This is a genomic window from Neorhizobium sp. P12A, assembly GCF_008365395.1.
Classification (GTDB): domain Bacteria; phylum Pseudomonadota; class Alphaproteobacteria; order Rhizobiales; family Rhizobiaceae; genus Rhizobium.
Genome location: NZ_QOVX01000005.1, coordinates 354,990 through 377,485, shown reverse-complemented (window position 1 = coordinate 377,485; position 22,496 = coordinate 354,990). Strand labels below are relative to the sequence as shown.

The 22,496-nt window shown below is 59.1% G+C and carries 18 protein-coding genes; 7 read left to right on the top strand and 11 right to left on the bottom strand.

Features of this window, described 5'->3' with window-relative positions; all coding sequences use genetic code 11:
* The first annotated feature begins 417 nt into the window (after positions 1–417).
* Complete coding sequence (locus DTW90_RS18015) at positions 418–2,313, top strand: methyl-accepting chemotaxis protein (protein ID WP_149339884.1); 1,896 nt, start codon at positions 418–420, stop codon at positions 2,311–2,313.
* Between the two features lie 134 nt (positions 2,314–2,447).
* Here the strand turns inward: DTW90_RS18015 and DTW90_RS18010 are convergent, their stop codons facing one another.
* On the bottom strand, positions 2,448–3,899 hold the full coding sequence (locus tag DTW90_RS18010) for an aldehyde dehydrogenase (protein WP_149339882.1): 1,452 nt from the start codon (positions 3,897–3,899) through the stop codon (positions 2,448–2,450).
* A gap of 259 nt (positions 3,900–4,158) precedes the next feature.
* Here DTW90_RS18010 and DTW90_RS18005 point away from each other — a divergent pair, with 259 nt between their 5' ends.
* The gene (locus tag DTW90_RS18005) at positions 4,159–5,547 is read left to right on the top strand and encodes a DHA2 family efflux MFS transporter permease subunit (RefSeq protein WP_149339880.1); all 1,389 of its coding nucleotides are present in this window, start codon (positions 4,159–4,161) and stop codon (positions 5,545–5,547) included.
* A gap of 190 nt (positions 5,548–5,737) precedes the next feature.
* Here the strand turns inward: DTW90_RS18005 and DTW90_RS37150 are convergent, their stop codons facing one another.
* The 3 genes from DTW90_RS37150 to DTW90_RS17995 all read right to left on the bottom strand — a co-directional run bounded on the left by DTW90_RS37150 (position 5,738) and on the right by DTW90_RS17995 (position 8,004).
* Entirely contained in the window at positions 5,738–5,893 is a 156-nt protein-coding gene (locus DTW90_RS37150; RefSeq protein ID WP_188079966.1) for a hypothetical protein, read from the bottom strand.
* 83 nt (positions 5,894–5,976) lie between these two features.
* Entirely contained in the window at positions 5,977–6,615 is a 639-nt protein-coding gene (locus DTW90_RS18000; RefSeq protein ID WP_246664966.1) for a YjbE family putative metal transport protein, read from the bottom strand.
* 306 nt (positions 6,616–6,921) lie between these two features.
* Positions 6,922–8,004: a porin gene (locus DTW90_RS17995; RefSeq protein ID WP_132522694.1), complete on the bottom strand. Its 1,083-nt coding sequence runs from the start codon at positions 8,002–8,004 to the stop codon at positions 6,922–6,924.
* Positions 8,005–8,291: 287 nt separating this feature from the next.
* Here DTW90_RS17995 and DTW90_RS17990 point away from each other — a divergent pair, with 287 nt between their 5' ends.
* The 3 genes from DTW90_RS17990 (at position 8,292) to DTW90_RS17980 (ending at position 11,289) form a co-directional block, all read left to right on the top strand.
* Positions 8,292–9,266 carry a LysR family transcriptional regulator gene (locus tag DTW90_RS17990; RefSeq protein ID WP_188079965.1) on the top strand — a complete coding sequence of 325 codons (975 nt, stop codon included), beginning with the start codon at positions 8,292–8,294 and terminating at the stop codon, positions 9,264–9,266.
* 249 nt (positions 9,267–9,515) lie between these two features.
* Positions 9,516–10,505, top strand: a complete 990-nt coding sequence (locus tag DTW90_RS17985; protein WP_149339875.1) for a PhnD/SsuA/transferrin family substrate-binding protein — start codon at positions 9,516–9,518, stop codon at positions 10,503–10,505.
* 91 nt (positions 10,506–10,596) lie between these two features.
* Positions 10,597–11,289: a class II aldolase/adducin family protein gene (locus tag DTW90_RS17980; RefSeq protein WP_149339873.1), complete on the top strand. Its 693-nt coding sequence runs from the start codon at positions 10,597–10,599 to the stop codon at positions 11,287–11,289.
* Between the two features lie 114 nt (positions 11,290–11,403).
* Here the strand turns inward: DTW90_RS17980 and DTW90_RS17975 are convergent, their stop codons facing one another.
* The 7 genes from DTW90_RS17975 to DTW90_RS17945 all read right to left on the bottom strand — a co-directional run bounded on the left by DTW90_RS17975 (position 11,404) and on the right by DTW90_RS17945 (position 20,786).
* A complete protein-coding gene (locus DTW90_RS17975) occupies positions 11,404–12,921 on the bottom strand; it encodes an ethanolamine ammonia-lyase reactivating factor EutA (RefSeq protein ID WP_149339871.1) in 1,518 nt (505 codons plus the stop codon).
* 4 nt (positions 12,922–12,925) lie between these two features.
* Positions 12,926–14,164, bottom strand: coding sequence for a cupin domain-containing protein (locus DTW90_RS17970; protein WP_132522699.1), 1,239 nt, complete (start codon positions 14,162–14,164; stop codon positions 12,926–12,928).
* Positions 14,165–14,349: 185 nt separating this feature from the next.
* Positions 14,350–15,846, bottom strand: coding sequence for an ethanolamine ammonia-lyase reactivating factor EutA (locus tag DTW90_RS17965; RefSeq protein ID WP_245512687.1), 1,497 nt, complete (start codon positions 15,844–15,846; stop codon positions 14,350–14,352).
* Between the two features lie 122 nt (positions 15,847–15,968).
* Positions 15,969–17,192, bottom strand: a complete 1,224-nt coding sequence (locus DTW90_RS17960) for a hypothetical protein (protein ID WP_210251416.1) — start codon at positions 17,190–17,192, stop codon at positions 15,969–15,971.
* Between the two features lie 382 nt (positions 17,193–17,574).
* Positions 17,575–18,573 carry a tripartite tricarboxylate transporter substrate-binding protein gene (locus DTW90_RS17955; protein WP_246664970.1) on the bottom strand — a complete coding sequence of 333 codons (999 nt, stop codon included), beginning with the start codon at positions 18,571–18,573 and terminating at the stop codon, positions 17,575–17,577.
* A gap of 138 nt (positions 18,574–18,711) precedes the next feature.
* On the bottom strand, positions 18,712–19,272 hold the full coding sequence (locus DTW90_RS17950) for a tripartite tricarboxylate transporter TctB family protein (protein ID WP_149339868.1): 561 nt from the start codon (positions 19,270–19,272) through the stop codon (positions 18,712–18,714).
* On the bottom strand, positions 19,269–20,786 hold the full coding sequence (locus DTW90_RS17945) for a tripartite tricarboxylate transporter permease (protein ID WP_149339866.1): 1,518 nt from the start codon (positions 20,784–20,786) through the stop codon (positions 19,269–19,271). The genes DTW90_RS17950 and DTW90_RS17945 overlap by 4 nt, the downstream gene beginning before the upstream one ends.
* Before the next feature lie 437 nt (positions 20,787–21,223).
* Here DTW90_RS17945 and DTW90_RS17940 point away from each other — a divergent pair, with 437 nt between their 5' ends.
* A complete protein-coding gene (locus tag DTW90_RS17940; RefSeq protein ID WP_165927809.1) occupies positions 21,224–21,799 on the top strand; it encodes a chromate transporter in 576 nt (191 codons plus the stop codon).
* Between the two features lie 8 nt (positions 21,800–21,807).
* Positions 21,808–22,347 (top strand): chromate transporter, encoded by a 540-nt coding sequence (locus DTW90_RS17935; protein ID WP_132522708.1) that lies wholly within the window; start codon positions 21,808–21,810, stop codon positions 22,345–22,347.
* Positions 22,348–22,496: the final 149 nt, after the last annotated feature.

Genomic DNA, 22,496 nt, shown 5'->3' with positions numbered 1-22,496 from the left:
TGCAAAAATCTTACATTATGAGATAAACCAAAAAATCCGCTGGACAAAATGACCCTTTTGTCACATATTTCTCACGCTTGAGAAAGCTGGCCGCCTCGGCCTGAAGCCGACCTGACGAAACAGGTCCGGCTAGTCATTTCAATATATCTAGAAGATCTTGAGCATACCTGGTGGATATATTAAAAAATAAGATCAATTCCCCCAGATTCTTCTACATATACTAATGTAGCGAGCGCATTCGCGAAAATAGAACAGAATTTCTCGCCTTCGATATTAACGAGACCTTAGAAATTTTGCTTTAATTCTCATTAAATCCGTCATCACGACGAACGCGCACCGCTGAATGAATCAAGCAAAAAATTTCCATTTACTCGGTGGCGTCGTCATGCCGGCCGCCGTAAATTTTTGGGACTTCAAATGAAACGGCCAAATATCAAATCCGCACTGATTGCCATATTCTCGGTCTTCGCCATCCTGTTCGGCGCAATCGCATATTTTTCCTTGACCGCGCTGACGACGCTGGCCGGCAATACGGAAGAATTCGCAACCGATTATCAGCCCAGCATATCGAAGGCAAAAGACATCCAGATCGCGCGATATTCGCTGCGAGGATCCTATCTCGATATTATTCCGGCCAGCTCGCCCGAAGACACGGCCGTGTTCATCAAGAAGATTACCGACAAAGAAGCCGCGCTTCGCCAATCCGCCGATGACTACAAGAAGCTGGTGAATTCGCCGGATGAGCAAAAGGCCTTTGATGGGGTAGTAAAATCCATTGACGCCTATACCGCGGAAGGCCAGAAGATCGTTTCGATGGCAAAAGCCGGCAAGCGTGATGAAGCGACCATCGAGTTCAAAACCAACCTCGGACCGATCGCGGATGCTTTGGCGAAGGACATCGACAACATCACGAAGCTCAACCAGGATGGCGCGGACGCAGCCCTGGTTGAAAGCCGCGCCCAATATGACAACGCAATCCTGCTGCTTTGGTCGATCCTCGGTGTGAGCGCCCTCCTCATCTGCGGCGCTTCGATCTTCGGCATCACGGGTATCGCCAATCCCATCGGCAGAATGACCAAGGCAATGCTCAATCTCGCGTCCGGCGATACCGCATCGACGATCGCCGGAGCCGATCGAGCCGACGAGATTGGCGGAATGGCAAGAGCCGTCGAAGTATTTCGCCAGGCCGCAATTTCCAACAAGCGGTTGGAGGCAGAGGCCGAGGCAAATCGTATCGAGGCCGAAAACGAGCGCATACGGGTGACCGCCGAAGCCGAAGCATCGGCGCAGGCACGCCTCACGGAAGCGACGGCTGGCCTTGCATCAGGTCTGCGCCTTCTTGCAGCGGGCGATCTTAGCTTTGAGCTGTCAGAGCCCTTCGCGCCGGACTTTGAAACACTTCGCCACGATCTCAACAATGCCGTATCTCAGCTGGACGCGACACTTGGCGCCGTCGCAAATGCTGCGGCGACGATCGGCAGCGGCACCCGGGAAATCGGGCAGGGAGCCGACGATCTTTCCAAGCGGACTGAACATCAGGCGGCATCTCTCGAGGAAACTGCGGCGGCTCTCGACCAGATTACCGTCAATGTTTCGAACTCCTCGCAGCGTGCTGAAGAGGCGCGCCAGATCGCTCTGCAGGCCAACCATAGCGCCGCCCAGTCGGGTGCCGTCGTCGCCGCTGCGGTCGAGGCAATGCACAAGATCGAACAATCTTCCAACCAGATCTCCAACATCATTGGTGTGATCGACGAAATCGCCTTCCAGACGAACCTGCTGGCCCTCAATGCCGGCGTCGAGGCGGCACGTGCCGGCGAGGCAGGCAAGGGCTTCGCGGTCGTCGCCCAGGAGGTTCGCGAACTGGCGCAGCGGTCTGCACAGGCCGCCAAGGAGATCAAGGATCTGATCGGCAAGTCCTCGGTAGAAGTTCAGGGCGGCGTAAAGCTCGTAAGAGATACGGGTGATGCGCTGAGGGCAATCGAAAGCCTGATCGTTACCATCAACCAGCATATGGATGCGATCGCGACCTCGTCGCGGGAGCAGTCGACCGGCCTCTCCGAAGTGAATACCGCGGTTAATCAGATGGACCAGGTCACGCAGCAGAATGCAGCAATGGTGGAAGAGACCAATGCCGCAAGTGCGACCCTGGCGGCAGAGGCCGCGCATCTGAAGGATCTCATCGATCGCTTCAAGATGAAGCCAAGCTCCAGCATGTCCACAGGACGGTCGCGGAGCGGAAATGTCGCGCAAGATACGCGCGGGCGCCGCGAGGCTTATTCCGGGAACTATAATCATATCGGCAATGCCGCATAATGTTGGCGATCTCGCGTCGGACAGGATCTGACGCGAGTGCCTGCTCGGGGTCGATGGCGTCCGCTGCCCTGCGATCCGGCCGAACGACAACTGAAGGCGATCTCAACATCGCCTTCAGTCGAAGCCTCGGGGAATTAAAGCGGAAACTGTCCCGGCATGGTCTCCATTGTGATCCATCGCAGATCGGTGAATTCAGCAATTCCCGCCGTGCCGCCGAAGCGACCGTATCCTGACGCCTTGGTGCCGCCGAAAGGCATCTGCGCTTCGTCATGTACCGTCGCGCCGTTGATGTGGCAGATGCCTGACCTAATGCGCCGCGCCACCGCTATCGCCCGCGCCGTATCGCGGCTGAAGACTGCGGCCGTAAGCCCATATTCGCTATCATTGGCAAGGCGTATAGCATCCTCTTCGTCCTTTGCCCGGACGATGGCAACCACCGGCCCAAAGCTTTCTTCCGAATAGAGACGCATCTCCCGGGTAACCCGATCGGCGACCTGCGCGGGCATCAAGACCCCTTCCGTCAAACCGGCGCTAGTTACCGTTGCTCCCTTCAAGGATGCATCCGCGATCAACGCCTCCACCTTTCGAACCGTGCTCACATCGACAACGGCGCCAAGCGGCGCTTTTCCCTCGATTGGATTGCCTGCGGTAAGGACTTTCGCGCGCTCCACGAATTTCGAAACGAACTCCTCCGCAATTTCGGGGACAACGATGATGCGCTCGGTCGACATGCAGATCTGGCCCTGGTTGAAGAAGGCGCCGAAGATTGCAGCCTTGACCGCCTCGTCGATATCGGCATCCCTCAGCACCAGCAGCGGAGCCTTGCCGCCAAGCTCGAGCAGGACCGGCTTCAGGTTTCTTGCCGCACGTTCCGCGATAATCCGTCCAACCTTGGTCGAGCCGGTAAAATTAATGCGCCGAACCTCGGGATGGTCGATCAGAGCGCCCACGATCTCGGCTGCATCTTCCGGCGCGTTGGTGATGAAGCTGACCACGCCTGCAGGAACTCCGCCTTCTTCCACCGCGTCGACAATCAGCGAATGCGTACGCGGGCAGATTTCCGAAGCCTTGAATATAACGGTGTTGCCGCATGCCAGCGGCGTTGCCAACGCCCTTACACCCAGTATGACTGGTGCGTTCCACGGCGCGATGCCCAGGCAGACGCCCGCCGGCTCTCTCAAGGCCATGGAAAGGCAGCCCGGCTTGTCCGAGGGGATGACCTGTCCGGTGATCTGTGTCGTCAGCGACGCTGCCTCCCTCAGCATGGAGGAAGCCAGACCGACGTTAAACCGCGCCCAAGGCACTGTCGCGCCGATTTCGGTCGCCATTGCCTCGACGAATTCATCGCCCTTCGCCATAACCGCATCGGCTGCCTTAAGCAGAATTGCACGACGCGCATTCGGGCCAAGTGCCGACCAGGCCTGAAACGCTGCCGCTGCAGCGTCGGCCGAGGCAAGCGCATCGGCGACCGTCGCTGCTGCCGCTACAGACGCCGTTTTGCCGTCGATTGGATTGAGACGTTCAAAGGTGCGACCATCGGTCGCCGGCCTTTCGGAACCGCCTATTTTCAGATTGATAGTCTTCATTTGCCTTCCTCCCGATGGAATAAACTTATAGCCGGCTCCCTATCCTGGGCGCCATTTGTCCGGCGAAGCGCCATTCTGCCTTTGGCCAAAAACCAGCGTATTGCAGTCAGCCCTGTTCTGTCTGTAGATAGCGAGGCTCCGTGGTCGATTGCGCCCATGGCATCACCTTATCTATCGCTCATCAGGCGCACGGATATTTCTATCCAGGGTCGCCTTCCAGCTATTGTATAGACGCAAGTCCTGCAGTCCTGAAAACAAAATGAAATTGGAAAAAAGCGTCCCCCTGATCGTTGCCTGCGCACTCATCATGCAGCAGATCGATTCCACCGCCGTCGCGACAGCGCTGCCATCGATGGCAAATGCTCTCGGGGTGCCGCCGGTCAATCTCCATTCCACGATCACGATCTATCTTCTATCGCTCGGCATCTTCCTGCCTATCAGTGGTTGGCTTGCGGATCGCTTCGGTGCGCGCCGGGTCTTCTGCTCAGCGATCGGGATTTTCACGCTTGCCTCGCTGTTCTGCGCGGCCTCGACGAGCCTCACCATGCTAGTGCTTGCCCGCCTCCTTCGGGGCTTTGGCGGCGCCTTGATGCTGCCGACTGCGCGCCTGATCCTCGTGCGCTCGGTCCCCAAGGCGGAGCTCGTTTCGGCCATGGTCATGATGAGCATGCCGGCGGTCGTCGGTCCGACGGTTGGCCCGCTGCTCGGCGGCTTCATCACCAGTGTCAGTTCCTGGCGCTGGATCTTCTGGATCAACCTGCCGGTCGGCATCATCGGCATCATCCTGACACTTCTCTTCATCAAGGAAATTCCGCCGGTTGAACGGCCGCGCTTCGATATGCCCGGTTTCGTGCTTTCGGCCCTGGGCATCGGTGCGCTCATCTCCGGTCTTGATTCCGCATCGCACGGGCTTAGCAGCAGCGCGATGCTGCTTGCCGGCATAGGAGTAGCGATCCTCGGTTTCTATATCCTTCACGCCCGTCGCCGGCCGGATCCCATCCTCGATCTCAAGCTCTTCAGGCATGCGACATTCCGCACCAGCCTGCTCGGCGGATCCCTGTTTCGGCTCGGCTTTGGCGCATTGCCCTTCATGCTGCCGCTATTGATGCAGGAAGTCTTCGGCTATTCGCCGCTGCAATCAGGGGCGATCACCTTCGTGTCATCGATCGGCGCATTCGGCATGAGAACCGTGACGAAGCGCATTCTGCGCCGTTTCGGATTTCGCAGGATCCTGTTCTGGAACGCACTCATTTCCAGCCTTTCCATGGCTCTCTGCGGCAGTTTCACGTCCAGCACCGCGCCGGCTATCATGGTGGTCGTCATCATGCTGGGCGGTGTCTTTCGCGCGCTGGAATTCACCAGCATCAACACCCTGGCTTTTGCCGAGGTCAGCGAAACGGAAATGAGCCACGCGACGACCCTATCGCAAATGGCGCAACGCATTTCTCAGAGTGTCGGAGTGGCAACGGCTGCCTCACTGCTGCAATTCTTTTCTCCGACGTCCACGGCTTTGACGAACCATGCCTTTTTGATTTCATTCCTGATTGTGGCCCTGGTTTCCGCCTCCTCCTGCCTCTCCTTCTTCCAATTGCCGACAGGTGCAGGCGACGTGCTCGCAGGCCGCGCAAAAGAGCCGAAGCCGGCCTGATGGAAGTTGAGGGATTATAGAGCCGGTTGCCTCAGCTGCCCGCAGGGGCGAAACATCCCGCCTTGTGCGGGAACGCGGAGTGCGAGTCTGGAAATGTTCTCCGCGGCTTACAGAACGGTTCCGACGTGTCGTACGAAATTCATGCTTCGTCCCGCCTTGGCCTGTCCGGCCTTGACGGACGAGAACCCCGTCAAAACGGCCAGTAGCTCTCCGGCACCGACCACCACGGATTGAGGGAGCGCCATATTTTGATGATGAGGCTTTCGCCGACCCTAACGGTCGATCCGCCATCACCCGGCCCTGCCGGAGCCGGAATGGAAGCATTCATATGATTATACTCGGTCATGATCATTCCTCCCGTCACTCGCAATCGGCGAATCATGTTCCTCCACGTCATCCGCCTGGAAATTCACAGCCGTCTCCCGGCAATCAGGCGCCGGCGATATGATACGCCGCCATCAACTGCTCGCTGCCATTCACCACCATGTCGAGCGCCACGTAAACGATGATCGCAAGGCCGATCCAGCCGATCCATTTGAAACGGTTGAGCAATTTCGCCACGAGCGAGGATGCGGCTCCCATCAGCACCACTGACAGGACAAGGCCGAAGACCAGCGCATTCATGTTTTCCTTGGCCGCGCCGGCGACGGCCAGCACGTTGTCCAGCGACATCGACACATCGGCAAAAATGATCTGGCCTATCGCCTGCTGAAAGCGCTTGGGATGGCCGGCGGCGTGCCGAACGCCTGCCGAACCGTCGGCGTGGATTTCGACCTCTTCCTCGCCGACCAATTCGCGGAGCATCGTCCAGCAAATCCAGAGGAGCATGATCCCGCCGACAAGTGTGATGCCTGTCACCATCAGCAGCTTTGCCGCGATAACGGCAAACAAAATGCGGATAACCGCTGCAGCTGCGATGCCGATCGCAATTGCCTTGCCGCGCACGTCCGCAGCCAGGCCCGCTGCCGCCATTCCGATGACGATGACGTTGTCTCCCGACAACAGGAGGTTGATCATGACCACTTCGAAATAGGCCGAGATCGTCGCGTGATCCAGATAAGCAGGCACTATCTTATGCTCCATCCCATAATGCTATCAAAGCGGCGCCTGGAAACTCGCTCTCCTCCGATCCAGCCACGCTTGCCACCAGGCAAATTTGCCGCCTTGCCCTGCCGCCACGCAACCTCGCGTTCGGCAAAACAGTCTTGATCGATCCATCCGAAACATCGCCTCGCTGAGCGAGCCGTTCCGGACGATTTGCATATCCCGCCGATCAGCGATCCGCGGGATATAGTGTTCATCAATGCGATCCCGTCCGGCGACAGTCGCAAGACGAGGGCTTGGTATCGACATGAGGGATTGCTTTGTCTTGCCTTAGAACTTGCGGTCAAACCGCAATATGCCGGCCCATGTATCGGCGTCGGCGTCTTCCCAGCGGGTGTAGCTGATTTCCGGTTCGATCGTCAGAGCCTTGACGGGACGGAAGGCAAGGTCAGCCGTGGCGGCGAAGATCTTCGAGTCGGTGTACGCCACCTGCCAGTTGGTCTGCAGCTTCGGCGTCAGCTGATAGCTGAAGCCCGACCACAGAGCCCAGTCGCCCCAGCCGCAATCGGCACCGTTGTTGGGGCATGCGGAGGGATCAAGATAGGTGGCGGCATACTTGTTCATCTTGTCGCCATCCGTATTCCAGCCGCCCATGACGAACGCCTGGAAATCATCGAAGTCGGCATCGACGCGCGCCTTGATCGCGCCTTCCTCTACGATCGAATCGTAGCCGCCGACCACCTTGAGGCTCCATGCGCCACTCTTATAGCCTGCGCCGGCGACGACATCCGGGGCGTAGTGATTCTCTTTACCCGTCTGCCACGCTCCATCAAAAGAATCACTGTCGGCGGAGCTATTGGAATCCTCGAGCGAGATCACCGCCGAGAAACCGTTGGCATCAAACCTGTAGGTCATCTGGTTCAGCTCTTTCGGGCCGTCATAGACGACGTCATCGTTAATGACGTTGCCGGCGAAGCCCGTGTAGAGATTGTATTGCGAATCCAGCTTGCCGACCAGGAAGCCACCGAGGCTGATATTGGCCGCGCGCAGCTTCATCTTGACGCTGCCGTCCCCCTGGGTATCCCAGCGAAGCTCGGTATTGGTCTTCAAGGCACCATATTCGGTGTCCGTCGCGGTATTGAAGTAAAGTTCGGCGCGCGTATGCCAGAATGTTCCAATACGGCTATCGGGATTATAGGCATCCTTCCACTCTCCTTCGCTTCGGGCACGACCGCCGATATTCAGACAGGTGTCCGTGCCCGGAATGAAGAAATAGCCTTTGCCGAACGCATCACAAATGCGGACATATTCGAGCGGTTCCGGCGATGCTGCGACGATCGCGTCAGCCGCAAAGGCCCCGGAAGCAGCCACGCCATACGCAGCCGCGCTCAATAGAAGTCGTCTTAATGTCATGATTATCCCCTAAAAACGGGATACAGGAAGCCTGCCTCAAACCGGCCTTCCCTACCCCTCCTCCTGCGTCACGAATTTGTGATGCTGCGGCCGCCGGACGCAATATCGCGTTCAGCAAAATGGTCTTGACGAAATTTAAAGGGGTGTCAGACCGTAGCGGATGGTTTGACGGCAAAGTCAAATCCCCAACCAATACTGAGCCGCGTAGAAGTGGAGCCGCATCGTTATTCCGACTAGCCCCATCTTAGCTTGACAATTTACAGGAGGGGCCGGGTTATGCGATGACGATGGTGATGACTCAGGCTCCCAACATTACACGATCGAGTTTTGACGGGCTCGATCTCAACGACATCGTGATCTTTTCGCGAGTGGTGCAGCACGGCAGCTTCACGACTGCGGCCAAGCTGTTCGGCAAGTCGCCGTCCTACATGAGCAAGCACATCACCCAGCTCGAAAACGCGCTCAGCCTGACACTGCTGCACCGCTCTACCCATCATGTCTTTCTGACAGACGCAGGTAGCGTCTTTTTCGACCATTGCGTGCGTATCCTGGAGGAATTGGAAGCCGCCAAAGCCGACGCCGTCGGGCTGAGCGACGATCTCGCCGGCACATTGCGCGTGCATAGCACACCCGGCGTCGGGCAGGCTCTGGTCAGCCCGGCGATCGTCGATTTCATCGCGGAATATCCTTCAGTCACGGTCGACCTGACCATCAGCGCCAATTCCGCCAGCCTGATGGAGCGTGGTGTCGACGTCGTGGTCGGCAGCCGAAATTTCGATGATGACGAATCCTTCCACAGCGGCCTGTTCGAGCGCAAGCTGGGACCGGCCCCCTATGTCATCTGCGCCGCGCCAGCCTATCTCGAAAGGCACCCGCGGCCGGAAGACTTTCGGGATCTGGCACAGCACAATTGTCTGATCCACACGACACAGAAGCCTAACCCGCGTCATTGGGCTGCACGAATCGATGGTGAAGAGATCGCGGTCCGTGTGGAGGGAACGTTCCACTCCAATTTGGAAAGCACCATTCTCCTTGCCGCAATTCGCGGCTCGGGTGTCGCCCGCCTGCCGTTTTACAGCGTCATGAACGAACTGCGTTCCGGCTCCCTGATCTCGCTTTTCGCCGGCGAGATCGTTTCTCACCGCGTTATCAAGGCATTTTATCCGCGCAGCCGGTTCGTGCCGAAGAAATTGCGCGCCTTCCTGGCAATCCTCGAAACCCGTCTCGCCGAATCGGTCCACGGCAAGGACAGCGCCTCCTAGCTGCGGCCCTGCCGGGAACAGCCGGGAACTAAATTCAGATAAATACGCCCATCAGCCTGTCGGCGTGAGCTGGCATGGGCCACGGCATCTTCATGCATGCAGGAGAATGCGCACCGCCGGAATGATGCAGATAGAAAATAAATCTCACAATGCAGGATATCTTCAAAAACGCTGGACAGGAGATCGCGCTTTGGCGCATGGTGCGTTCGGAAAAGAAAGCGCGGCGGACGAAGCTGCGGGAGGAATATCTTGACGAAAAAAATCGAGCTCACGCTCGCCTGCGGTGATTACGAGATCGTGCGGCCTTTGCTTGAGGGCACGGTCTCCCCGGATGGCATCGAATTGACGATCCTCACGCAGATGGATTCCACGACAAGGCACTGGCGGTTTCTCAGAAACGGCGAGTTCGACATAGCAGAGGTATCCCTGTCGTCTTATATGGCCGCCAAGACGCGCGGGATGCCTTTTTCTGCCATTCCCGTCTTCCTGCACCGGCGTTTCAGACACGGCTTCATCTTCGTCAATTCGGCGAGCGGAATCCGCGAGCCGAAGGACCTGATCGGCCGCAAGGTTGGCGTGAAAAGCTATCTGGTGACGGCCACGTTGTGGCAGCGCGGGCTTCTCGAAGGCGAATACGGCGTTCCGCACCAATCCATCGACTGGTATGCCGAACTCGACGAAGACGTCGACTTCAAGCCGCCGGAGGGATTGCGGCTGCATCGTCTGCCTGACGACAAATCGGTTGAGCAGATGCTGCTGGACGGAGAGATCGACGCCTTGCTGCACCCGGATCTGATCGAGCCGATCCTGAAGCGCGACCCGCGCGTCGGCCGCCTCTTTCCCGACTACAAGCGGGAGGAGATCGCCTATTACGAGCGCACAGGCATCTTCCCGATCATGCATGTGCTCGGCATCCGTCCGGAGATCGTCGAGCGCCATCCCTGGGTTCCGATCAATCTCTATCATGCTTTCAACGAGGCCAAGCGCATCGCCATGAAGCGCATGGAGAATCCCCGCCTCGTGCCGCTCGCCTGGTATCGCGAAGCGTGGGAGGAACAGCAGCAGATCATGGGCGACGATCCCTGGGCCTACGGAGTTGAGGGACAGAATCGAAAGACGCTGGAAACGGTCATCGGCTATGCCCATCAACAAGGGCTGATCGACCGCCAGGTGACGCTTTCCGAACTTTTCCTGGACATGTCGCAGGGCCGAAAGCGCGGGGACAAGCATCGTGTGTAGCGACTGCGACGCGGCGAATGGGAAGGCCGATTTTAAACCGGCCTGGAGCGAAACTACTTTCCATTGCGAGGGCGTGGGGGAGCGAAAGCAGATGCATGACGACCTGAAGCAGAGAATGATCGAGGCTGGACGAATTCTGGAACAGGCCGGCCAGGGCGACTGGACACGCGGCCATATTTCCGTACGCGTCCCCGATCAGCCGGATCGCTTCTACATGAAGGCGTCGAAGATCGGGCTGGAAGAGATGACCCTCGACAACATCATCACCGTCGGCCTCGACGGCGAAAAGATCGAGGGAGACCACGGGCGCCACAACGAGGTCTATATCCATTCCGAGGTCCTGCGCGCCCGGCCGGACATCAACGCGGTGGTGCATACCCACGCGCCCTATTCCGTCAGCTTTTCCGCGCTCGGAAAGCCGCTGCAGCCGATCGGCCACCCCGGCTCGATCTTCGCGGAGGGCCTGCCGGTGTTTGCCGAGACGACCGAACTCATCACTACGGCAGAACGCGGACGTGCGGTCGCCGCAGCACTCGGTGAATATGGCGCCATGCTTTTGCAAAATCACGGCATCGTCACGGCCGCCCCCAGCATCGAGCAGGCGATCTATCTGGCGCTTTCCCTCGAAAATGCCTGCATGATGCAGCTATGGGTCGAGGCAGCCGGAGGCGCCAAGGCGCTGGGCAAGCCGGAAGATATCAAGGCAAAGCGCAAGCACATGTTCCGCGAGGAAATGTTCAAGGCGACCTTCGCCTATCTGGTCCGTCGGCTGAAGCGCGGCTGAGGGGCGCACCATCCTCCCAGGGACCAGGAGGATGGTGTCATGCTGCTCCCTGGGATTGAAGGTCCGGAGCATTTCGATCTCGATCCGCCTTGCGGATCGCGCCAACCGGATGGTTCAATTCCGTTCGGCCATTCCCGCCCGGCCGAGTTCCTTGGTCGGGAAGACCAGGGACTTGATGACAACGGGCACGGCGCCCGAGGTTTCCAGCATGCCGCCGATATCGATGAAATCGAATTCGTCGAGTTTGATGCCGTCGATGGAGACGAGATTGGCGACGCCCACTTCTGCCTTGCAATGCATCCCAACGAGGCCGCCCACATCGCCGTCACCAACGAGGATCAGCGGATGGCCCTTGCTGAGAACATCGGACAATCCATCAATCACGCCACGGCAAAAATCGTCGAGCCGACGATAGCTGGCCGACCCCTGCCATTCGTAGCAGAGCGCGACCGGGCTTTCGCCTGCCGCAAGATCAAGCCGTGCCAGGCCGGCTTTGACCTTTGCGGCCACATCGCTAGGATCTATCACCTCGTCGAAGGAGAGTTCCGGCTTGATGACGGGGACGTTTTTGACAGGCAATAGCGAAAGCGGATGCACGAAGATCGTGCTGCCGCTGACCTGCACGGTGTATTGCGATGCCCCGACAACGGTCGCCCGGATGCCCTGCGCCGGATGTTCCAGACTTGGCGGCCATTGGCGCAATTTCTCGCGCAACGCCTCCGCCAGAAGCGGACCGAGATCGCTGAACTCCTCCTGCGTCTCGCCGTAGAAGAATTCCGAAACACCGCCTGAGATCGTCACGATGTCGGGCGCGGGAGCAGACGGCAGCGGCGGCAGGCGATGCAGATCGAGCGTTTCCTTCGGCATCTCGCCGCCGGTCATCGCCTCGAAGAGCTGGTCGACCATGCATGCCGCAAGCTTGCGCGCATCCTGCGGCGACAGCACGTTCCCGCGTTCGAGGACGATGCCGGCCCGATGGGCAAAATAGCGACCGGCCTCCTCGATGCGGGTGATCCTGCGATCGGCGTCGAATGCAACGATACGGGCGCCGATGTCAATCGCGGAAATATTGCGGATGGCGCCATTGGCGCAGCGCGCAAGTTTGGACGTGCCGCCGCCGATATCGACGTTGAGAACGGTGGCTCCCGTTTCTCCCGAGCGCGCCACTGCCCCCGAGCCGAAGGCGGCAAGCGTCGTCTCCAGCCCATCGCCGGCGCTGACGACAACGAACTTTCCAGTCTGTTCGGAAAAGATATCGCCGATCGCCCGCGCATTGCTGCGCCGGACGGCAACGCCGGTGAGGATAAGCGCACCGGTATCGATCGTTTCAGGCGTGATGCCGGCCGCGTCATATTGCGCCCTGATGAAGGCGCCGAGCACGTCGGCATCGATCTCGTCCTCGCCGCGATAGGGCGTCATCAGCACGTCGGACTGATGCAGCAGCGTGCGTTCGACGACCATGTAACGCGTATCGAGCCGTTCCAGCACGATACGCGAAAAGGCGAGATGGGAGGTCGAGGACCCGATATCGATGCCAACGCTGACCAGCACGATTTCGTCTTCGACTTCCATGCTGCGGCCGATATTCGAGAAGAATATCCGGCCGCCCTGTTCTTCCTCGTCATCGGCCATTGGATCAGACGACGGTCGACAGCTTCTTGGTCGTGTCGGACGGCTTTTCGTACCATTCCGGCTTCATGCGGACCTCGACGCCGTTCTTGTTCAGAAGCGCCTCATATTCCTCGCGGATATGCGGATCTTCCATCCAGTACGGGATCGCGGTGCCGCCTTCGTTGACATCGATCGCGGTGTAGTCCGTGTGCTTCTCGCCAGGCGCACCGGGATCGCGACCCGGATTGTGCGGGCCGAACCAAGCCGTCAGACGGAATGGCTCCTTGGAGACGCTGAAATGCTGGTGATACCAGCGTGCGCCGCCCGGAGCCGCCGTGACCATGCCGTACTGACCGTAGTCGAGACGGCGGACGCGGTCGGCATGGCCGTTCGCCCACGGATTGACACCGCATTCTTCCGGCCAGGTATAGGTATAGCCCTGACCCTTGAGGCAGATCAGGATTGCGGCCGAAGTATGCGCATGCGCCTTGGAGTAACGGCCGTTCTCGTGCTGGCCGATCCAGTAGTAGAAGGCGTTGTTGGTCATGAAGGGCTCGACGCGGCGATAGCCGACCGAACGACGGTTGTCGAGCGGCAGCTCGCAGTTGACGGCATCAGGCATGAAATTGGTGCGGCGCATGGCAAGGCCGCGCACCGGATCCGGCTCGATCTCTTCGCGATACTTGTAGAAGTCATCTGCGCCGGAGAAGCGGTCGCGGAAAATGAAGGGATTGCTGAAGACGGCATCGACGTTCTGGATCTGGTTCAGCACGTTCGGGGCAGTCGTGCCGCCGAGCAGAAGCGCCGGGCTGTTGGTGGCGTTGACGATGCGGTGCATGGCGTTCATCGGGATTGAGAACATCGATCCTTCCTGCCATTCGAAGATGTGCTTCTTGCCTTCGCCTTCGATCCAAACTTCGGTCGAGCCACGGCCTTCGACGACGAGGTAGATTTCCTCGTACATATGCTTTTCAGGATTGAGCGCGCCTGCGGCCGGAACCTCGACGAGGTGGCAGCCCCACTTGGTTTCCGTTCCGTAAAGCTGGATATAGGTGCCGCGGCCGCCGGTGCGCTTCCAGGGTTTCAGCGGCAGGTTCTTGACGCTGTCGACGCCGAGATCGCGGAAGACCGGAATACCCTCTTCTTCCATGAACTGGTCATAGGGGGTCGGCTGCTTCTTGAACTCGCCGAAGCCTGCCTTCTTCGTGCCTGCCGGCTCATGCCAGTGCGTGCCCGTGCCGCCGCCAAGTGGATCCTGATGCATATAGATACTCCTCTTCAATACGGGGCGGGCAATCGCAATCGCCGAACTGCACCGCTCCTCCCCTGGAATGCGATTTAAAAACGTTCCTTCATAAGGAACATTGTTCTTGTCTTGAAATTACAGCGAGCGCCCTCGCAAATCAACGCGGCGGTAGGCCCATTCCGGCAACACAGTCTTTCCGTCGCTCACGAGAACAACAATGACTTGATGACGACGGGAATGACCCCCGGCGGATCGATAAATTCGCCGAGATCCACGAAATCGAGATCCTTCAGCTGGACCCCGTCGATAGAAATGAGATTCGTGCCGAGACTTAGTTCGCGATCCAGGATGCGCCCAATGGTTTGGCCGATATCGCCATCGATCATCAACACCAGGAGTTCCTCGCGCTGGCCCTCAGGAGCCAGGGCAAGCTTGATGGCTTTTGCCATCGCCAGCAGGCGCTGATAGTCCGGCAGGCCGGTCCATGCGAAGGCAAGCGCCAGGGGCTCTGCGATACCGCGATCCTGCCGGTCGATACCCGCGCGAAAAGCTTCAGCCACCGCCTGCACGTCGATCTCTTCTTCAAGAGGCATGCCCAGATGGATGACCGGAATATTGTGCGAAGGCAGCCCCTTCGATCCGCGTCGATAGACGGTCTTTCCGCTCACCTGCACAGTGAACTGCGAGGCACCGATGACAGTGGCGCGGATGCGTTGACCGGCATCGACGATCGGAATGGTGATGCGCGGCTTCAGCTGCTCGACGATTTCACGCGCCAGGAGCTGGGCGATATCGCCGTGCTCGGCCTGTTCGTAGTTGAAGATATATTCGGAGACGCCGCCCGAAAACGTGATGTAATCGGGTGCGCCCTTGCGTTCGAGCGGTTCGGTCAGCTCCAGCCGCCGGCCAAGCTCGTCCAGCGGAGCGCCGAGTATCTCGTCTACGGCCACGGCGGCAAGACGCCTGGCGATCGCCCGGCGGGCGGAAGGATCGGCAAGCGTACCCGGATCGATGGAAATGCCGAGTTCCTCGGCGACCATCCGCGCGGAATCGTCGACACGCGTCCACACTCCGTTCTTGTCTTGCGCGACCAGACGCCCGCCGACAGCAAAGGCGGCAACGCTGGCGATTTCGCCGTTCTCGATCATGGCAAGCTTCGTCGTGCCGCCGCCGATATCGACGTGCAGACCACGCCCCTTTCGCTTTTTCGAAAGCGCCGTCGCTCCCGACCCATGGGCGGCCAGCATGCATTCCAGCTTGTGACCCGCGGTCGCGCAGACAAAGCGGCCGGATTCGCTGGCGAAGATTTCGTCGATCGCGCGGGCATTCTTCCGCTTGATCGCCTCGCCGGTCAGGATGACGGCGCCTGTATCGATATGGCTGCGTTTGAAACCGGCATCGTGATAGCAGTGCTGGAAAAAGTGCCGCAGCTCATGTGCATCGATGGTGCCATCAGGCAAGAAAGGCGTCAGCAGGATGGGAGAACGCCAGACGATCTGACGATCGATCACGACGAAGCGGCTGGACAGTTCCTCGGTTTCGCGCTGCAGCGTCACGCGCGCAAACAACAGGTGAGAGGTGGAGCTGCCGATATCGATGCCAACAGTCAGAAGCTCGACCGTCTCCTGCCGCCAGAGCCAGTCGGAAATCGTCTGCCGCTCCTCCTCGGTCATGTCCTCATGTTCGTGGTCCAGATCCATATCGTGCACGTAGGTACCTCCTTACTTGCAAGTCTGCTGCCTTCATATCCATCGCGGACGATGAAAAAGGCAAACGCCCCGCGCGACGACGCACGGGACGTTTGCATCTCAATGGGTCGATCTCAGGTCGCGGGACCTGCGAGAATCGGCGTCTGGATAACCCCTGTCAGCTGCTCCTTCGGGATCGCGAGGATAGCGGGCTCGTCGAAGACATCGCCCATGGCCGAGGGAACGCCCGTCTTCTGCAGTTCCTCCAGGAACTTGCGATGAACGCGCGGATCCTGATCCTCGTACTCGATCTGGCGTCCGCCATCCTTGACCGAAGTGGCACCACCGCCTTCGGCGCTCTTGCGACGAAGCGAGATGAAAGGGTAGCGGCGGCTCCCGAGACTGCAGGCAACATAACGCGCCGGCTGATCGCAAGTATTAAAGTGCTGATGGTACATCCAGAAGGGCGGCGTGTACATGAAACCATGACGCCATGGGATTTCCTTGAATTCGGAATCGCCCTCGTACCACATCAGCGAATAGCCTTCGCCGTCGACTGCATGAACGTGCGTGCCGGCAGCATGACGATGCGCCTTCTTGTAGCGGCCAACCGGCATCTGCGAGACATGCGAGTGCATGGTGCCATCGGCAAGCACGAAATTGACGTTGAGCGATCCCTTCCCGCGACCTTCGAACTCGTAGAGCTTGAAGCCTGTCAGGTCATGGACGAAATTGGTTTCCCAGACGTTCTGCACCTTGCGAACGGACGCCCCGCCATAGGTGTACAGCGCACCATCGCCTTCGAAATAGCGCGATCCGCCGAGCCGATCCTCAAAGGCGAAGTTGTTGGCGAAGACGAAATCGAGGTTATGGTAGAGATTGATGGTCAGCGGCGCATCGTTGGTGCACGAAAGCCGGACCGTTTCCTGGCCCGAGCCGTTGTGGAACTGGTACTCGCAGTTGAGCGGGATGGCGAAAAGTGCCTTGGGACCCCATTCGAATGTCCGCGTTTCACCGTTGGGAAGCCAAACGGTCGTCGAGCCGTAACCGGACAGCACGTAGAAGAACGCTTCGTACAAATGCTTGACGGGCCTGGTCTTCTTGCCCGGCAGAACCTCGATGACGTAATTGGCCATGAAATCGCCCATGCCGACGGTATGGGCGAAGCAGCCGCGCGCGTCATAGCGATCCCATGCCGCGGTTTCGAGGGCCAGAAGATCGTGGCCATAGTCAAAATGCACCGGGATACCCTCGCCGCCCGACCAGTCGGCATAGGGGTCGACGAGGAATTTCTTGTTGTCCGGATCCGGCACCGGCGTCGGGTCGTCACTCTGGACTAGCTGGTCTGTACTGGCCATCGGTCTACTTTCTGGTGGCTAATGATTGAATGATGCGGATGGAGGCGGAAAACACGGGCAACACCTCGCCGCTGAGCGGATACGCATTTTCCGGAGCGGTCCGAACGCATGCGCGGGCGTGAAACGGGAGGCCGGCAGGAATGTGGCAGGTCCGCTCACGCGAGCCCGCCCTCTGTGCGCGGCAACGGATTCATATCGAAAGCTGAGATCAGGTACCCCTTATCGAACATATGCCGGGCCACCACGGCGAACCTCATCTCGCCAGTTCCGACCACTCCGACCCTCATTTGTGGTCCTCCTCGACCGTCGCCCTTACGCAATCGAATGTCCTAGCGCCATCGGACGCCACATTGGGTGGCGTCCGATGGCGAAAGCGGCTTGCCTATTGGTCCTGAAGGGACTCCTTCAGAAAACTGACGATCTCCGGCGTTTGGTCCATTGCCCGCTTGACCAAGCCGCTCACGCTGTCGCCGACCTTCGGATCGACCGGCAGTCCCAGCTCTTTGGTCTTGGCAAGGAATTCCGGGTCAGAGACTGCTGCCGCATAGGCGTCGCGCAGTGTCTTCAGACGGTCGGCAGGCATATCCGGCGGCCCGGCCGTCAAGCGCGAAATGTCGCTCTGGGACTGAACCAGGGCAATGACCTTCTTGGCGGCATCGTTGTCGACAAGCGACGACAGTTGCGGCACATCCGTATCTGACCCGCCGATCTGAGCGATCATCTTGCCGTTTCCGGCATCAACGAAAGGCTGGAAGCTGGAGCGCGAGGCGATAATGCCCTGAACCTCGCCGCGGCGCATGGCGAGCTGATCATCGCTGCCGTTATAGCCCGAAACGATCTCGATCTTCAGACCGAGCGCCTTGATCAGCATGGTCGTCTCGGTGGTCGAGGCGCTGCCGACGCCCGCGGAGGCAAACTTGATCGGCTCCTTGAGATTCTTCAGGTCGTCATAGCTATTGATACCGGAATCCTTGGAGACGACGATCACGCGCGGATCGGAGGAAAAGCTGCCGATCCACGACATCTTCGTCAGGTCAAACCTGATACCCGGATTGCCAGCCAGCTGTCCGTAGACCAGCCCGGTGTTGAAGGTGCCGAAGGTCAATCCATCCGGATCGGAGGCATAGATGAAGTTCGCGCCGATCAGATGACCCGCACCGGGCATGTTCTGCACGACAAAGGTCGAGCCCGGAAGATGCTTCTGCATGAACTGGGCGATCAGGCGGCCGTTGGTATCGTAACCGCCGCCGGGACCGGTCGCGACGATATAATTGACAGTCTTGCCCTTAAAGAAGCCGGGGCCGTCATCGGCCCTGGCAGCGCCTGCCCAGGCGCCGGCCAGGGCGGCGATCGCCAACACCGCCGTGCGAAGTGATTTCATAGTCAATTGCAGTCCTCCCTCGTGTTGTCGGAAATGCGGGTGGGCTTGCCTTCCTCTGAGGCATTCATGCCGAGCCGCCAATTGTCGTATCGTTGCCCGGAACACTCCGGGCGCAGCCGGTTGAAGCCGGAAGACCGCTCAGAGCGCTCCATTCTGGAAGCGTTGCATGAGCCATTTCGTCACGAAGCCCTCATGCAGTTCGATGCCGAGAAACGCGCCGAACACCAGGTAAAGCACCGCAGTCGCAATCACGGCCAAGAGCAGCGAGAATTTCCAACTCTTCTTTGCCTGGGTGCGCAGGGTCGCTGCCAGCATGATCGGTGCGCTGACATAGAAGCCGAAAAGAAGGATCGCGACGATGAAGCTGATGAAATAGCCCCACATGGCCATTTCCTGCGGCACCGTATGCGGCCCGAACTCCGGAAGCTCCGGATCAGCCTCCTGGACAGCCAATGCTGCCGCAGCCGCCGGAGCCTGCGCCGGCACATGATGGTGTCGGCCATGGGAAGACGACGCCCTGTGCGAATACAGGTCCATGCCGAGCTGAAGAATACAGAGCGCCATGCCTGGTATGCCGACGATCAGCGGCATGAATCGCGCCTTGGCGGGAAAGCCGAAGGCCAAACCGACCATAACCGTGAAAATCACAAGCATGACGGCGGTGAGAAAAGTGCTGAAGCTGATGTTTTTCAGGGTCATGAGCTGACCTCCATGCGAGACGCAGCGTTGGAGCCGGTCGACCGGAAGTTCTTGTAGAACGCATAGGCAATCAGGCCGACGATCATCGCGATCAGGACGAGCGACATGGGACGCAGGAAGAAGCTGAAACCCCAAAGCTGCAACGCCTGATGCAGCGACGCCTCCGCCTTACCGCCGAGCACCAGCCCGATGACGAAGGGTGCACGCGGCCAATCCGCTCTCAGGAAGCCATAGCCGATGGCGCTGAAGACGACGAGAACGACGAGATTCTGCCACTGGAAATCACTGACGAAGCAGCCCAGCGAAACAAAGACGAGAATGAACGGCACCAGCACGCGGCCATCGACGAAGGTCAGGACCGCAACCCAGCGGCAGATGACGAGGAGCAGGCTGACGGCGATGAGATTGCCGACGACCAGGGCCCAGATCAGCGTCCACACGAGATCAAGATGCTTGGTCACCATCAGGGCACCCGGCTGGACGCCGAGGATCAGGAAAGCGCCGAGCAGCACGGCCATGCCGGAACTGCCGGGAATGCCGAAGAACAGGGTCGGAAGCAGCGAACCGCCTTCCTTGGCGTTGCTGGCGGTTTCCGGCGCAATAACGCCTTCGATCGCTCCCTTGCCGAAACGCTCCGGATGCTTGGAGCTCTGCACCGCATGACCGTAACACAGCCAGGCTGCCGTCGAGCCGCCGAGGCCGGGGATCATGCCGATAATGGCGCCGATAATAGATGTACGCACGACCAGCCACCAGTTGCGCGGCACTTCCATGACGCCCGACAGGAGCTGCTGGTATGAGAAGCCCTTGTCCATCGGCACGGCCGAGATCGAGCCACCCTTTGTGCTGAGCGAAATCATTTCCGGCACGGCGAACATGGCAAGCACTGCGGTCACGAGGCTGACGCCGTCCCACAGGAATAGCATGTGGCCGGCGTAACGCGGCGTACCGGTGATGGAGTCCATGCCGATGGTCGACAGCATCAATCCGTAGAAGCCGACGATCAGGCCTTTGACGATCTTGTCGCCGCTTGAAAGGAAAGCAATGAAGCTGATGCCGAGCAGGGCGATCAGGAAAAATTCCGCCGGACTGAACATCATGATGACAGGCTCGAGAACCGGGATCATGATCGCAAAAACGATTGCGCCGATGATGCCGCCGACGCCTGATGCAGTAATACTGGCGCCGAGGGCCCGCGCGGCTTGTCCCTGCTTTGCCAGTGGGTAGCCGTCAAGCGTGGTCGCCGCATCGTCGCCATCACCGGGAATGCCGAACATGATGCTCGATATCTGGCCGCTGGTGCCGTTTACGGCATGCATCGTCAACAGGAAGACGCAGCCGGAAACCGTATCCATGCCGTAGACGAACGGTATGGCCATGGCAATCGACAGCTTGCCCCCGATTCCAGGGGTGACGCCGACCAGCAGCCCGAAGAAGACTGCGATCAACATCAGTCCCATGATGTGGGGAGAGCTCACCAGACCGTAGAGCGCCCCGAACATAGTTCCAATCATTTCAGATTCCGATCCTCCCAATTTCGGGCAGCAAAGGCTGTCCGCCCTCGCAATACCGCGGCGCTCCCACGCAACTCAGATGGCGATATTGCGAGCGTCGTGTCCTCCGACACCCTCTCGTCATTTGAGGCACGCCTCGAAATTTTGTCCAAAGCAAAAATTTATGCTTAGTCCAACAGTTTTTACGCTGGCTCGCATTCGAGGCACGCGGAAGATAGCCACCCAGCATCCATCGCATCGCGCCAACCTGCTGTAATAATTTTGATATTTCGCGCAACGGAGAGGAGATCGCCCCGCTGGCGCAGTAAGTTTTTCTTAATTCCAAACTAAGCCGAAATGCCATGGACTTCCCATGGAGCCAGAATAGCATTCCGCCATTGGCCCGATGCACCGGTCAAATCGTCCGCTTCGGAGTGCCTTTTTCAGCAGGAATCGTAATGGACAAGCCAGTCGACGACAGAATTGCAATATCGCCTCCGCACGTGCGGCTGCAGGCGCTGCTCGCCTCGTTTTTGCGCCTTGGCACCTCTTCGTTCGGCGGCGGCATGTCGGGATGGACGCATCGCGAGATCGTCGAGCGCCGGCAGTGGCTCGATGAAGACAATTTCCTGAAGACGCTGACGATTGCGCAAATCCTTCCCGGTGCCAACCCGGTCAATCTTGCAGTCTATATCGGCCTGAAGCTCAGAGGTGTCGTCGGCGCGGCAATTGCCTTCGTTGGCATGATCGCACCCGCATTCGTTGCCATCCTGCTGATCCGTCTCGTCTATGTTCAGCTCAGTCCTTATGCCGAAACCCACGCCGTCCTGCGTGGCTTTGCCTGCATCGGCATCGCCTCGACGCTGGCAATGGGGATAAAGACCGCCAAACGGCTGCGGAGGGAAACCGCTTCAATCGCCATTGCTCTCTCGGTCTTTGTCATGGTCGGACCGCTGCACTGGCCGCTTATTCCCGTAGTCGCCGTCGCCATTCCCGTCAGCATCGCGGCGGCCTTCCTGCAGGCAAGGAGCTGAGTGCGATCATGGCTGACGGAAAGCTTCTGAACCTCGTGCTCCTCTGTGTACCGCTTTCGCTGGTCTCCTTCGGCGGCGGGCAATCGATCATCGCCGGACTGCAGCATCAGACCGTCGACATTCAGCACATTCTGACTGCCCGTGAATTTACCGACTACTATGCCATTTCACGGGCGGCGCCCGGACCTGGAACATTGATCGTCGTATTGATCGGCTGGCATATCGCCGGCATCCTCGGCGCGCTCGCCGCAATGCTCGCCATCTTCGTTCCGTCCTCCGCCGTCGTTTGCATCTTCGGCAGTATCTGGCAGCGCCATCGCCACGCGGCATGGGCAGTTGCCGTCGAGCGTGGGCTGGCCCCAGTGGCCGCCGGCCTGATCTTCGCCGGCGCTTTTGCCGTCTCGGTGGCCGCCGGTCTTACCTTGATCGACATGGCCACGGTGGGAGTGGGAACGGCGGTCCTGTTCCGCAGCAAGATCGGCGCCTACCCTCTGCTGGCGGCGGCTGCCGTCCTCTACTTTCTTCTGGCTCTCGGCGGCATGGCCTGATTTCTCGGGTTCCATCCGCCAGCCGCGACCTCGCACGACAGCCGCAAACCCCTCTCATCGAAAAATCGCCGGACCCGAATTGACCGGCTGTCATTTCGCGTTATTATACTCCATAGGAGAACGTCGTTCTACATAGAAGAACATTGACG